The sequence below is a fragment of the Dyella ginsengisoli LA-4 genome (genome assembly GCF_000334915.1).
Lineage (GTDB): Bacteria > Pseudomonadota > Gammaproteobacteria > Xanthomonadales > Rhodanobacteraceae > Dyella_A > Dyella_A ginsengisoli_A.
In genome coordinates, this window is record NZ_AMSF01000015.1 from 311,643 (window position 1) to 324,128 (window position 12,486).

Sequence of the window (12,486 nt, forward strand, 5' to 3'; positions counted from 1 at the left end):
TTCCTGCACGGTTGCCGCCGGGAGCGTCCCGCTACGGTCGTGGGCTTTCCCCGCAAGGACCCCACCGTGCGCCACGTACTTTCCTGCGCCCTGCTCGCCGCGCTCGCTGCCGGCACTCCCGCCCTCGCCTTCTGCGCCGACCAGCCGGCCAAGGCCGATACCACCGCTCCTGCCGACAAGGCCTTCCACCTTCCTCCGCTGCCAGCCGACGCGCACGTCACGCAGACCGCGCAGGTCGACGGTCGCACGCTGAAGTACACCGTCACGGTGGGCTCGCTGCCGGTGCGCAACGGGAAGGGCGAGGTGACCGGCGAGGTCGTCTACACCGCCTACACCATGCCCGGCAAGGATCGCCCGGTGACCTTCGCGGTCAACGGCGGCCCGGGCGCCTCCTCGGTCTACCTCAATTTCGGCGCGATCGGCCCGAAGCGGGTGAACTTCGGCGTGGCCGGTGCCAACCCGTCCGACCCGGCCACCCTGCACGACAACCCCGGCACCTGGCTGGGCTTCACCGACCTGGTCTTCATCGATCCGATCGGCACCGGCTTCAGCCGCGCGCTGGTGGACGACAAGGAAGCCACCAAGCTTTTCTACAGCACCGACAACGACATCAAGTACCTCTCGCGCATCGTCTACGACTGGCTGGTGAAGAACGGCCGCATGGACTCGCGCAAGTACCTGGTCGGCGAGAGCTACGGCGGCTTCCGCGGCCCGCGCATGACCGACTATCTGCAGACCCAGCTCGGCGTGGCGATGAACGGCCTGGTGCTGGTGTCGCCTTACCTCGACCCGGCCGCCTCGGACGACGAGAACGTCTCGCCGCTGCCGTGGATGCTCACCCTGCCCTCGATCGCCGCGGCGAACCTGGAGCGCGAGCACAAGCTCACCGCCGAGGCGATGGCGCCGATCGTCGACTACACCCGCACCACCTACGCCACCACGCTGATGCAGGGCCGCAGCAATCCGGCCGCCACCGCAGCGATGATCAACAAGGTCACCGAGCTGACCGGGCTGGACCCGCTGTTCGTCAAGCGCTCCGGCGGGCGCATCGAGACCCAGGCGTACCTGCGCGAGATCTACCGCGCCGAGGGCAAGCTGGGCAGCCGCTACGACTCCAACGTCACCGCCTGGGATCCGTTCCCGACCGCGCCGCAGCAGGAAACCGGCGACCCGATCCTCAACGGCATCATCGCCCCGACCACCACCGCGATGGTCAACTTCGTCACCAAGACCGTGGGCTGGAAGATCGACGCGCGCTACAACGCGCTCAGCTACCAGGTGAACCGCCTGTGGCACCAGGACAAGGACGCCAACCGCGGCTCGGTCAACGAGCTGCGCGAGTCGGTGGCCAACGATCCGGGGCTGCGCGTGCTGATCGCGCACGGCTGGGACGACCTGTCGTGCCCGTTCATGGCCTCGGTGCTGATCGTCGACCAGATGCCTGCGATGGGCGACCCGACCCGCGTGCAGGTGAAAGAGTACCCCGGCGGCCACATGTTCTACGCCCGCCCGGACAGCCAGCGCGCACTGCGCAACGACGTCGAGAAACTCTACGGCGTGAAGTGATCCGCCGCGCCGCGCCGGTCCGCCGGCGCGGCGCTTCATGTCGCATCGACGCCACCCGGGGCACGCTGATGGGCAGACGCGGCGCTTGCCGCCTCGCCCGCTCCGTCCCGGCGCTCCGCTTCCGCGGACCGCGATGCCGGACGGCCATCCATGCGGCGTGTCGACCTCTCCGCGCGACGTGCCGCCCGCCGGAGCCCGTCGCATGTGGCGCCAACTCTTCTACGCGCTGTCCGTCCTGGCGATCCTTGCCGTCGCCGCCCTCGTTCCGTTCCATCCCGAGGCCGCCTGGGCCTTCGCGGTGATCCTGCCGCTGGTCGCGCTGGGGCTGTACGACATCGCCTCGCCGCGCAACGTGCTGGGCAACTACCCGATCATCGGGCACCTGCGCTACATCATGGAGTTCATCAGTCCGGAGATCCGCCAGTACTTCCTGGAGGACGACAAGAGCGGGCGCCCGTTCAACCGCCAGCAGCGCGACCTGGTCAAGTCGCGCGGTGCCGGCAGCAGCGGTACGCATCCGTTCGGCACCGAGTACGACGTGTTCGCCTCCGGCTTCGACTTCGCCGTGCACTCGATCTCCGTCAAGCAGGTGCCGAAGACCGCCGAGCGCATCACCGTGGGCGGGCCGCAGTGCCGCCAGCCCTATGACAGCTCGCGCCTGAACATCTCGGCGATGAGCTTCGGCGCACTGTCCAGCCACGCGGTGCTGGCGATGAACAAGGGCGCAGCCATGGGCGGCTTCGCGCAGGACACCGGCGAGGGCGGCCTCACGCCCTACCACCTGGAACACGGCGCCGACGTGATCTGGGAGATCGGCTCGGGCTACTTCGGCTGCCGCACCAGGGACGGCCGCTTCGACGACGAGGACTTCCGCCGCAAGGCCGCCGATCCGCACGTGAAGATGATCGAGATCAAGCTGTCCCAGGGCGCCAAGCCCAGCCACGGCGGCATGCTGCCAGGGGCCAAGGTGAACGCCGAGATCGCGCGCATCCGCGAAGTGCCGGAGGGCGAGGACTGCCTGTCCCCGGCCGCGCATCCGGAGTTCGACACGCCACGCGGCCTGCTCGCCTTCGTCGCCCGCCTGCGCGCGCTGTGTGGCGGCAAGCCGGTGGGCTTCAAGCTGTGCATCGGCCGGCGCAGCGAGTTCCTCGGCATCTGCAAGGCGATGCTGGACACCGGCACGCTGCCGGACTTCATCACCGTGGACGGCGCCGAGGGCGGCACCGGCGCGGCGCCGGTGGAGCTCTCCGACCGGCTCGGCCTGACCATCAACGAGGCGCTGCCGTTCGTGCACGGCGCGCTGGTCGGCTGCGGCCTGCGCGACCGGATCCGCCTCATCGCCAGCGGCAAGGTGGTCACCGGCTTCGACATGGTGCACAAGATCGCCATCGGCGCGGACATCTGCAACGTGGCGCGGCCGATGATGTTCGCCGTCGGCTGCATCCAGGCGCTGCGCTGTCACACCAATACCTGCCCCACCGGCGTGGCCACGCAGGACCAGCGCCGCGCCCGCGCGCTGAAGATCGACGAACGCGCCGAACACGTGCGCAGCTACCACCGCGCCACCGTCGACAGTTTCATCGAGATCACCGGTGCGATGGGCGTGGCCCACCCCGACCAGCTCACCCCGCAGCACATCCTGCACCGCATGCCCGACCAGCAGGCGCGCGACTACGGCCAGCTGCACTGCTACCCCGCGCCGGGGGCGCTGCTGTCCGGGACCGTGCCGGAGCCGTTCGCGCAGCACTGGGCGGAGGCGTCGGCCGATCGTTTCTGAGCCAGCGCAGGTAACCTGACGGACCGTTGCAGCGATTGGGGAAGGACCGCGGCCCATGCCGCCCAGCCCCGGAACGCCCATGCGACGCATCCTGCTTGCCCTGCTGCTCCTCGCCACCTCCGCCACGACGCTGGCAGACACGCCGGCTCGCGCGCCGGCGTTTACCGGCGTGACCCGCTGGATCAACTCGCCCCCGCTGACCATCGCGGGCCTGCGCGGCAAGGTGGTGCTGGTCGACTTCTGGACCTTCGAGTGCATCAACTGCCTGCATGCGCTGCCGCAGGTGAAGGCACTCGATGCGAAATACCGCGACCAGGGACTGGTCGTCGTCGGGGTCCACACGCCGGAACTGGATGCCGAGCGCGACACCGGCAACCTGCTCGCCGCCGTGAAGCGGCTGGGCATTACCTATCCGGTCGCGCAGGACAACGACTACGCCACCTGGAACGCCTGGCACAACCAGTACTGGCCAGCGCAGTACGTGATCGACCGCGCCGGCCGCGTGGTCTACACCCACATCGGCGAGGGCGGCTACGAGGCGATCGAGAACGCGGTACGCACCCAACTCGCCCTCGGCGCCCGGTAAACGCCCGCGGCGGCGGCCCGCGGTGCTTCAGCCGCGCGGTTCCGGCGATGCACCGGGGCTGTCGACAGCACGACTTCCCCCGGCCTGCCAGCGCAGCCATGCCCACACCGCGCGCACCGACGAACGCGCCGGCCCCTCGGGCCGCACCAGCCAGTAGGAAGGGCCCAACGGCACCGCCAGATCGCCAAACGGGCGGATCAGCAGGCCCGCCGCCAGGTCGTCCGCCGCCAGGCGATCGCGAGCCAGCGCCACGCCCTGTCCCTGCATCGCGGCGCGCAGCACCAGATCGGACGAGGTGTAGCGCGCGCCCCGCTGCAGCGACAGCGCCCTGGGCCCATGAACCTGGCGCCAGCGATCCCAGCCCGCCTGGGGATCGCGATCGTGCAGCAGGCGCAGGTCGGCCAGCTGCGCCGGCCGGCTCGGCGAGCCGGCCGCCCGCCAGGCAGCCGGACTCATCACCGGATAGAGCGCGTCGTCCATCAACGGCTCGGCGTACACGCCCGGCCATGGCCCCGGCCCCATCCGGATCGCCAGATCGACGCGACCGTCGTCCAGCGCATCGAGCCGCTGATCCACCTGCACCGACAACTCGATCTTCGGATGCGCCCGCTCCAGCAGGGGCAGGCGCGGCAGCAGCCAGCGCACGGCGAACGACGGCGAGGTCGAGACGGTCACCGCATGCGCCGGACGGACCTCACGCACGGCATTCGCCGCCTGGGCAATGGCCTGCAAGCCGACCAGCGTCGCCCGACCCAGACTTTCGCCCTGGGGCGTGAAGCGCAAGGCGCCCCTGCCGGCAGATGCATGCAGCAGCGGCACCCCGACCCACCGGCTGAGCTCGGCCAGATGCCGACTCACCGAGGAGTGGGCGATGCCGAGCTCCCGCGCCGCCTGCCGCACGCCGCCGTGCGCATACACCGCCGCAAACGCGCGAAGGGCATTGAGAGGCAAGTCTTCCATGGTCGAAATTCTAGACCATTGAACCCCACCCATGGACCGGCACGGGCCCGCACCATGAGGCCATGCAACCGGATGCGACCGGCACTGCGCCCGCCACATATCGCCCCATGGTGACCCCGTGAACGAACTTGCCCCGATCGCGCTGGTGCTGCTGACCGGCGCCATGACGCCCGGCCCGAACAACCTGCTGGTCTGGCGCGAGGCCAGCCGCGGCGGCCTGCGTGCCGCCCTGCCGGCCATCGCAGGAATCGTGGCCGGCAGCATCCTGCTGTTGCTGCTGGCGATGGCGGGGGTGGCGGGACTGCTGGCCGGCCATCCCGCCTGGCGTCGGGCATTGACCATCGCCGGCTCGCTCTACCTGGCGTGGCTGGGCATGTCGCTGCTCGGCCGCGCCCTCGTCCCCGCCCGGCCGGCGGCCCCGACGGCGACACCGGAGCGGGGCGCACCGACCGGCGTCCTGGGCCTGGCGGCCTTCCAGTTCCTCAACCCCAAGAGCTGGGTGCTGGTCATTGCCGCCGCCGGTTCGATCCCGGCCGGCGAGCTTGCGACGCGACTGCCGTGGCTGCTGCTGCTCTTCGGCCTGATCCCCCTGGCCTGCCTGCTGCTGTGGGCCGCATGCGGCGCGGCGCTGGCCGGCGTCCTGGCCCGCCCCCTGCCGCGTCGATGCACCGATGGCGTCATGGCCGTGCTGATCCTGCTCTGCGCCGGCTGGCTTTTCCGGCACTGACCCTCCGTATCCATTCGAGAAGGAACACTTCGATGACTGCCTCCCATCCCCCCTTCCGCGTGCTGTGCCTGCCCGGCAGCCTGCGCCGCGACTCATGGAACCGCCGCCTGCTGTGGGCCGCGGCCGCGCACGCGCCTGCCACGCTCTCGCTCGAGCTGTACGAGGGACTGGGCGAAGTCCCGCTGTTCGACGAGGACAGCGCGCGGACCCGCCCCGAGGACCTGGCCGGCGTCGATGCGCTGAGGAGCGCCGTGGCCGCGGCCGACGGGCTGCTGATCGCCACGCCGGAATACAACCAATCGCTGCCCGGCGTGCTGAAGAACGCGCTCGACTGGCTGTCCCTGGACAGTCCGCAAGGCGAGGTACTGGAGCAGAAGCCCGTCGCCATCACCGGAGCCAGCACCGGCCCCTGGGGAACCCGCCTCGCCCAGACCGCACTGCGCCAGGTGCTGCACGCCTGCGGCGCGCTGGTGATGCCGACTCCGACCTTGTTCGTGGCCTCCGCCGCGTCCCGTTTCGATGCCGACGGCAGGCATGCCGACGAAGCACTGGCCGTGTCGCTGCATCGCATGACGACCGCCCTGGACCGCTGGATCGCGCAGCTGCGTCCCGAGACCCGGGACGCCCGTCCGGTCTGCGGCTGACTGTCGCTCGCGCTTGCATGGACGCGGCCAGCCACCATGTCACGGGCATCTCCCCCGGGACCCGATCCATGAACCAGCCTCTCGCCATCCCCTGCCCGCACTGCAGCGCCCTCAACCGCGTGCCGGCCGAGCGCCTCGGCCAGCATCCGAACTGCGGCCGCTGCCACCAGCCCCTGTTCGGCGGCCACCCGCTGGAGCTGACCACGGCCAACTTCGACGCCGTCGCCGGGCGCGGCGACCTGCCGGTACTGGTGGATTTCTGGGCCACCTGGTGCGGCCCGTGCCTGGGTTTCGCCCCGGTGTTCACGGCGGCGGCGCGGGAGTTCGAACCACGCCTGCGGCTGGGCAAGGTGGATACCGATGCGCAGCAGCCGCTGGCCCAGCGCTTCGGCATCCGCAGCATCCCGACACTGGTGCTGCTGCGCGAAGGCCGGGAGATCGCCCGCCAGGCCGGCGCGCTCAACGCCGGCCAGCTGCGCCAGTTTGTCGCGCAGTCGCTGCGCTGAAAACGGCCCGGCGCACTTGCACGCCGGCGCAGCCGGGCACAACCTGAGAACCGGCGGGCGGCCGGCCCGCCGGCAACGACCGGAGAGCCTCACCATGAAGCGCGTGACCTGGTTGTCCTCACTGCTCCTGCTTGCGCTCGCCCCCGTCGCGGCCACTGCCGCGGACGCCTACGTCACCGCCAGCGTCAACCTGCGTGCCGGACCGGATATCGGTTATCCGCGCGTCGACATCATCCCCGTCGGCTACACCATCCAGATCTACGGCTGCACCAACGGCTGGGTGTGGTGCGACGTGGGCTACCGCGGCTATCGCGGCTGGGTGGCCGGCAGCTACATCGAGTTCTACGACAACGGGTACTACCAGCCGCTGCCGCAGTACGGCGCACGGGTGGGCATTCCGATCGTCACGTTCGCGATCTCCGTGTACTGGTCCAATTACTACAGCCACCGACCGTTCTACCGCGAGCGCAACTACTGGTACGCAAGGCCGATCCCGCATCGTCCGCCGCCGCCCCCGCCGCATCGCCCCTGGCATCGTCCGCCGCCGCGCCCCGGGGTCCGCCCGCCGGCCGGTGGTGGCCAGCGGCCGATGCCGCAACCCCGGCCACAGCCGACCACGCGACCGGCACCGCACCCGCAACCCGTGGCGAGGCCACAACCCCGGCCGATGCCTGCGACCCGCACCGCACCGTCGCAAGACAAGGGGCACGGCAACGCTAACGACAACGGCCGCGGCAAACCGAACGATCGCAAGCGCGACGATCGCGGCGGGCACTGAGCCCCTGCCAGTCGCGCAGCAGACGTGCCGGGACGCCGGCCCCCGGCTTTCGCCGTGGTGAGGGCAAGACACCCGTGATGCCCGACACGCTCGCCCCCGTCACGCCGCCGAAAGCCGGCATCGAGCGGCTTACGGGCCGCCTCAGTCGTCGCCGGACCGCCTCACGAGCTGCATGACAGCATCGAGCAGCCCGCCTTCTCCTTCGCCCAGTCCGGACGCTTGCCCGCGTAGGATTCGCGGCCCGGCTGGTCGTCGCAGGGATGGCGCATCACCTCCAGCAGGGTGTGCACGCCGGAGAGGTCGCCCTGCGTCGCCTGATCGATCGCCTGCTGTGCCAGGTAGTTGCGCAGCACGTAGCGCGGGTTGGCCCGGCGCATGCGCTCGCGCCGCCCGTGGGGCGACTGCGGATCCTCGCCAAGCCGCTTCGCATAGCGCGCCAGCCAGTCGCGCAACTCGCCGTCGAAGCGCTCGCGCAGGGCCGCGTCATAGAACGCTTCCTCCATCGCCGCCGTCGGGTGCGGCTGCGTCGGGTCGACATCCAGCAGCGCGCGGTAGAACAGCGTCATGTCGATCTGCGCCTGTGCCATCAGCGTGTGCAGCGAAGCGTGCAGCGCGTCGTCCTCCGTGCGCGGCTCGGCCAGGCCCAGCTTGTCCGCCTGCAGGCGGCGCTCGACCGTGGCATAGCTGCTGGCGTACCAGTCCAGCCCGGCCTGCAGCGGTTCGGTGCTCGCGAACAGCGGCGACAGCGCCGAGGCCAGCCGCGACAGGTTCCACCACGCCACCTGCATCTGCTGGCCGAAGCGGTAGCGACGGCGACCGGCGTCGGTGGTGTTCGGCGTCCAGTCCGGATCGTAGTTGTCGATCCAGCCGTAAGGGCCGTAGTCGATGGTCAGGCCGAGGATGGACAGGTTGTCGGTGTTCATCACACCGTGCACGAAGCCCACCCGCATCCAATGCGCGACGGTCTGCGCGGTGCGTTCGCACACCTCGCCGAACCACGCCGCGTACAACGCCTCGCCCGATCCCTCCAGGTGCGGGAAATCGCGACGGATGGTGAAGTCCACCAGCTGCCGCAGCAGCGTGTGGTCACCCCGCGCATACGGCAGCTCGAAGTGGCCGAACCGGACGAACGACGGCGCCACCCGGCACACCACCGCACCCGGCTCGAACTCGGGATGCCCGTCGTAGAACATGTCGCGCAGCACCGCCTCGCCGGTGCCGACCAGGCTTAGCGCGCGCGTGCTCGGCACACCGAGATGGTGCATCGCCTCGCTGCACAGGAACTCGCGGATCGACGAGCGCAGCACCGCCCGGCCGTCCGCCGTGCGCGAGTACGGCGTGGGCCCGGCGCCCTTGAGCTGCAGCTCCCAGCGCTCGCCGCCGGCCGTCACCACCTCGCCCAGCGAGATCGCCCGGCCATCGCCCAGCTGTCCCGCCCAGTGGCCGAACTGGTGTCCGCCGTAGTTGCTGGCCCAGGGCTGCATGCCCTCCAGCAACCGGTTGCCGCCGAACACCTCGGCGAACCAGGGCGCAGCCACGTCTGCCTCGCCGAAACCCAGCGCCTGCGCCATCTCCGGCGAGTGCGCCAGCAGCCGCGGAGCAGCTACAGGTGTGGGATCGACGCGCGAATACAGCGCGCCCTCCACCTGCCGCAGCCGCGGTCCGGTCTCGGGGTCGCCGGGCAGTTCGCGGACGAAGGCGTTGTCGAAACGAAGTGGGGTCATGCAGGCATGGTTGAGGTGAAGCGGGCCAGACGCAAGCCGTGTCCGCCACCCCATCGACCGCGATCGGTGTACTTTCTCTCCGCCCCGTCACGCCGCCGAGGAACCCGCCATGAAACGTCTGTGGACCATCATCGGGGTCGACGATGTTGCCCGCAGCTTCCGCTGGTACCAGACCCTGCTCGGCCTTCCCGCGTCGGCCCCGGCGCACGACTACTTCGGCCAGATCCTCGACGACGACGGCACCGTCCTGCTCTGCCTGCACGCCTGGGGTGCGCATGAGCATCCCTCGCTGCACAGCCCGGCCGAAGCCCGTCCGGGCAACGGCCTGCTGCTGTTCTTCCGGGTCGACGATTTCGACGACGCGCTGGGACGCGCCCGCACCCTGGTAACGGCGCTGGACGAAGAACCAGCCATCAATCCGAACACCGGCACCCCCGAATTCGCACTGAGCGATCCGGATGGATATCGCGTCATGGTCAGTGCGCAATGAGCCACGCGCCACGAACATTTCGGACCAGGTTCCACGCCTCGGCAAGCCGCTGACCGCAGCTCGAGCCAAAGGGCGTTCCAGACTGACCAAACCCGGGAGAAGTCATGCAGATTTCGGCATTCGTCAAAAGCGGCGGCGGCACGCACGAAGCGCGCGTCGCGACCAGTGGATCCATGCGCGAGCTGACCGTTCCCGCCAAGCCGGACGGCCACGGCTCGGCGGTCAACGGCGGCGAATTCCTGATGCTGGCGCTGGCCACCTGCTACTGCAACGACCTGTATCGCGAGGCCGGGCGCATGGGCCTCGCGCTGACCCGGGTGACGGTGGAGGCCCATGCCGAGTTCGCCGGCGTCGGGCTCGCCGCCCGCGACATCCGCTATCGCGCCGAGGTGGAGTCCCCGGCGTCGCCGGAGCAGATCGGCGAGCTGATCCGGCAGACCGACGCGGTGGCGGAAGTCCACAACACGGTGCGCGCCGGCGTACCGGTTACGCTGGAGAAATCCTAGCTGCGCCACGGGCGCGACGCGCGCCGTACCGGCATATCCGCCGGAACCCGGCGGCATCACCCCGCTATAGTCGCGGCCTCGCCAATGGAATCCCCGCCATGTCCGATGCCTCTCCGTTCATCACCGCCGGCCTGACCCCGGAAGATGCGCCCTACATCGAAGCGACCCGACGCTGGGTGGAACGGGCCGTGGTGGGCCTGAACCTGTGTCCGTTCGCGCGGGCGCCGTTCGTCCAGGGCCGCATCCGCTACGCGGTAAGCCATGCGCGCGACACCGACGCCCTGCTCGACGACCTCTGCGGCGAACTGCAGAGCCTGGCCGCGGCCGACGCCGCCGAATGCGAAACCACCTTGCTGATCCACCCGCACGTGCTGGGCGACTTCCTCGACTACAACGACTTCCTCGATGTGGCCGACGCTGCGGTCGAGACGCTCAAGCTCGACGGCGTGCTGCAGGTCGCCAGCTTCCACCCGCACTACCAGTTCGCCGACACCGCCTCCGACGACGTCGAGAACGCCAGCAACCGCTCGCCCTTCCCCACCCTGCACCTGCTGCGCGAAGCCAGCGTGGAACGCGCCTCCGAGGCCATGAGCGCCCCCGACGAAATCTACCGTCGCAACATCGACACCCTGCGCAAGCTGGGGCGCGAGGGGTGGGAGAAGCTGGGGGTTGGCAACAGCGACTGAGCGAACCCGAGCCCACCGCATCGGTAGGTCACGCGCCAGTGCGACGCAGCAGCCCGAAATACTCGCCACTGGATAGAGGAAGGCGCACTTTTCCCCTCTTTTCGCTCCAACAGACGCGGCGCCTCGGCCCCCGACACCATACGGTTTATTTCCCCACTCTCGCGCTGATAAGACATAGCGCCTCGCTTCGCCAGATATGCACCGGGCATCCTGACCGCGCCAAGGCGCCCAGGATAGTCGGCAAGCGGCTGATTGAAGGTAGGAATTCTTCGCTTGACGAACTGCCCAAGCAACGCTGACCATCGATGCATATGCCCCGATATGGGGTCTACTAAGCGTTCAGCAGCGCCGCCATCGAACTACGGTTTCAAGGGAGGGAATCCGGCATGACGAAGCGAAGCAAGCCGATTGACACGCGCTGGCCAGCACGGATCATCCATACGAAGCGCAGCGCGCTGGATAACGGAGTTAATCCGGCGCGCTGCGCTTCGTATGGGTTATTGAGGCTGCGCACCTGTCGCTGCGGATCGCATCGGTGAAGCGCGCGCGCTGCCCAAGCACCGCGATGTTCGAAGTCGCCGCTCCCGAACTAATCGTTCAACCGGACCTCGTTCGGAATGATCATAGCGACAACCGTCTATCCCGGCTCACTTCGGCCGGTTAACTTTTGCGTTAGCCACAGAGAAGATCACATGACACCCGAGGAGTTGCTGGGCAAGGTTCACGATCGGCCGTCCTTTGTCTCCTTTGTTCATGCTCTGGCTGAGGAGCGAGAACTAGCAATGGCCGAGGAGCAAGCCGATCCGGCTCGTTATTGTTTGGATGGAGCGCGTGACTGGAAGAACGCGGACATAGCGAGTTTTCTATACGCTGCGCTTACTCTGTTTGAGGATCACCATCCCAACGAGGCCCCTTCATGGTCAAGGTTCGCCGAGTTTTTATATTCGGGGAAAGTTATAGAGTGACTGCGGCGGCTAACAACTCGTTCAAGGCGGACGCGCAAAAAGCGCGCGCCGCTTAACTCCAGCGTTAGGCGCACAGGCGAGGTCATGAGCGGTCTGAACATTTCCTGTGGTGACTTCCTTGCGGACGACAAGTCTGGCTCCGCGTTTGAGCGTGTGCTCATAGACCTCCCTCGCATTGATGGCGCTATCAAACACCAGATACTGTCAAGCTTCGACAGCGCCGAGTACACGGTCATTGAAGCAACTCTCGCGAAAGATCTGGTTTCGTCCATACGGGCGTACCGAGATCAACTCGTGCTTGAGATTGGCCACGATGACTACCTAAAGGAGATGGAGCGGGAGGAACAGACGGGGGCAGATCCGATCAAGCTCAAGTGGGGCGAGGGTCGCGGTTGGCGCCTGTACTGCTCCAATAACCTTCTGGCGGCATGCGAGCAGTCCGCGGCTACTCAAGAACCAGTAGTGGTGTGTCTTGGCTAGCACGCCTAACAATTCCGTAAGAGACTTCCGATCAACCCCGGGTGCATGACGCCTTTGCCCCAGGCTTTCGGGCCACTGCCAATCTTCATGT

Annotated in this window: 14 protein-coding genes; 12 read left to right on the top strand and 2 right to left on the bottom strand. The window is 68.6% G+C overall.

Features of this window, described 5'->3' with window-relative positions; genetic code table 11:
• The first annotated feature begins 66 nt into the window (after positions 1 to 66).
• The 3 genes from C693_RS0104135 to C693_RS0104145 all read left to right on the top strand — a co-directional run bounded on the left by C693_RS0104135 (position 67) and on the right by C693_RS0104145 (position 3,929).
• A complete protein-coding gene (locus C693_RS0104135; protein ID WP_026107171.1) occupies positions 67 to 1,566 on the top strand; it encodes a S10 family peptidase in 1,500 nt (499 codons plus the stop codon).
• Positions 1,567 to 1,768: 202 nt separating this feature from the next.
• Positions 1,769 to 3,343, top strand: a complete 1,575-nt coding sequence (locus C693_RS0104140; RefSeq protein ID WP_017460991.1) for an FMN-binding glutamate synthase family protein — start codon at positions 1,769 to 1,771, stop codon at positions 3,341 to 3,343.
• Between the two features lie 79 nt (positions 3,344 to 3,422).
• On the top strand, positions 3,423 to 3,929 hold the full coding sequence (locus tag C693_RS0104145; protein ID WP_017460992.1) for a thioredoxin family protein: 507 nt from the start codon (positions 3,423 to 3,425) through the stop codon (positions 3,927 to 3,929).
• Positions 3,930 to 3,956: 27 nt separating this feature from the next.
• On the opposite strand, the gene C693_RS0104150 is transcribed toward C693_RS0104145, so the two are convergent.
• Entirely contained in the window at positions 3,957 to 4,889 is a 933-nt protein-coding gene (locus C693_RS0104150; protein WP_017460993.1) for a LysR substrate-binding domain-containing protein, read from the bottom strand.
• Between the two features lie 118 nt (positions 4,890 to 5,007).
• On the opposite strand from C693_RS0104150, the gene C693_RS0104155 reads away from it, so the two are divergent.
• The 4 genes from C693_RS0104155 (at position 5,008) to C693_RS24350 (ending at position 7,544) form a co-directional block, all read left to right on the top strand.
• Complete coding sequence (locus tag C693_RS0104155; protein WP_017460994.1) at positions 5,008 to 5,616, top strand: LysE family translocator; 609 nt, start codon at positions 5,008 to 5,010, stop codon at positions 5,614 to 5,616.
• 32 nt (positions 5,617 to 5,648) lie between these two features.
• Positions 5,649 to 6,260: an NADPH-dependent FMN reductase gene (locus C693_RS0104160; protein WP_017460995.1), complete on the top strand. Its 612-nt coding sequence runs from the start codon at positions 5,649 to 5,651 to the stop codon at positions 6,258 to 6,260.
• Between the two features lie 68 nt (positions 6,261 to 6,328).
• Complete coding sequence (gene trxC / locus C693_RS0104165) at positions 6,329 to 6,766, top strand: thioredoxin TrxC (RefSeq protein ID WP_017460996.1); 438 nt, start codon at positions 6,329 to 6,331, stop codon at positions 6,764 to 6,766.
• A 94-nt stretch (positions 6,767 to 6,860) separates the two neighbouring features.
• On the top strand, positions 6,861 to 7,544 hold the full coding sequence (locus tag C693_RS24350; protein ID WP_017460997.1) for an SH3 domain-containing protein: 684 nt from the start codon (positions 6,861 to 6,863) through the stop codon (positions 7,542 to 7,544).
• A 161-nt stretch (positions 7,545 to 7,705) separates the two neighbouring features.
• On the opposite strand, the gene C693_RS0104175 is transcribed toward C693_RS24350, so the two are convergent.
• Entirely contained in the window at positions 7,706 to 9,268 is a 1,563-nt protein-coding gene (locus C693_RS0104175) for a protein adenylyltransferase SelO (RefSeq protein WP_017460998.1), read from the bottom strand.
• Between the two features lie 109 nt (positions 9,269 to 9,377).
• On the opposite strand from C693_RS0104175, the gene C693_RS0104180 reads away from it, so the two are divergent.
• The 5 genes from C693_RS0104180 to C693_RS0104195 all read left to right on the top strand — a co-directional run bounded on the left by C693_RS0104180 (position 9,378) and on the right by C693_RS0104195 (position 12,395).
• Positions 9,378 to 9,758: a VOC family protein gene (locus C693_RS0104180; RefSeq protein WP_017460999.1), complete on the top strand. Its 381-nt coding sequence runs from the start codon at positions 9,378 to 9,380 to the stop codon at positions 9,756 to 9,758.
• 104 nt (positions 9,759 to 9,862) lie between these two features.
• Complete coding sequence (locus C693_RS0104185) at positions 9,863 to 10,264, top strand: OsmC family protein (protein ID WP_017461000.1); 402 nt, start codon at positions 9,863 to 9,865, stop codon at positions 10,262 to 10,264.
• A gap of 98 nt (positions 10,265 to 10,362) precedes the next feature.
• Positions 10,363 to 10,950 (top strand): DUF1415 domain-containing protein, encoded by a 588-nt coding sequence (locus tag C693_RS0104190; RefSeq protein WP_017461001.1) that lies wholly within the window; start codon positions 10,363 to 10,365, stop codon positions 10,948 to 10,950.
• Between the two features lie 692 nt (positions 10,951 to 11,642).
• Positions 11,643 to 11,915, top strand: a complete 273-nt coding sequence (locus tag C693_RS22910) for a hypothetical protein (protein WP_083868226.1) — start codon at positions 11,643 to 11,645, stop codon at positions 11,913 to 11,915.
• A gap of 84 nt (positions 11,916 to 11,999) precedes the next feature.
• Positions 12,000 to 12,395, top strand: coding sequence for a hypothetical protein (locus C693_RS0104195; RefSeq protein WP_017461002.1), 396 nt, complete (start codon positions 12,000 to 12,002; stop codon positions 12,393 to 12,395).
• The last annotated feature ends 91 nt before the right edge of the window (positions 12,396 to 12,486 follow it).

Excerpts from the sequence above, each read along its gene's own strand:
- C693_RS0104140 (WP_017460991.1), top strand. The coding sequence starts at position 1,769 with ATGTGGCGCCAACTCTTCTACGCGCTGTCCGTCCTGGCGATCCTTGCC.
- C693_RS0104145 (WP_017460992.1), top strand. The coding sequence starts at position 3,423 with ATGCGACGCATCCTGCTTGCCCTGCTGCTCCTCGCCACCTCCGCCACG.
- C693_RS0104150 (WP_017460993.1), bottom strand. The coding sequence starts at position 4,889 with ATGGAAGACTTGCCTCTCAATGCCCTTCGCGCGTTTGCGGCGGTGTAT.
- C693_RS0104160 (WP_017460995.1), top strand. The coding sequence starts at position 5,649 with ATGACTGCCTCCCATCCCCCCTTCCGCGTGCTGTGCCTGCCCGGCAGC.
- trxC (WP_017460996.1), top strand. The coding sequence starts at position 6,329 with ATGAACCAGCCTCTCGCCATCCCCTGCCCGCACTGCAGCGCCCTCAAC.
- C693_RS24350 (WP_017460997.1), top strand. The coding sequence starts at position 6,861 with ATGAAGCGCGTGACCTGGTTGTCCTCACTGCTCCTGCTTGCGCTCGCC.
- C693_RS0104175 (WP_017460998.1), bottom strand. The coding sequence starts at position 9,268 with ATGACCCCACTTCGTTTCGACAACGCCTTCGTCCGCGAACTGCCCGGC.
- C693_RS0104180 (WP_017460999.1), top strand. The coding sequence starts at position 9,378 with ATGAAACGTCTGTGGACCATCATCGGGGTCGACGATGTTGCCCGCAGC.
- C693_RS0104185 (WP_017461000.1), top strand. The coding sequence starts at position 9,863 with ATGCAGATTTCGGCATTCGTCAAAAGCGGCGGCGGCACGCACGAAGCG.
- C693_RS0104190 (WP_017461001.1), top strand. The coding sequence starts at position 10,363 with ATGTCCGATGCCTCTCCGTTCATCACCGCCGGCCTGACCCCGGAAGAT.
- C693_RS22910 (WP_083868226.1), top strand. The coding sequence starts at position 11,643 with ATGACACCCGAGGAGTTGCTGGGCAAGGTTCACGATCGGCCGTCCTTT.
- C693_RS0104195 (WP_017461002.1), top strand. The coding sequence starts at position 12,000 with ATGAGCGGTCTGAACATTTCCTGTGGTGACTTCCTTGCGGACGACAAG.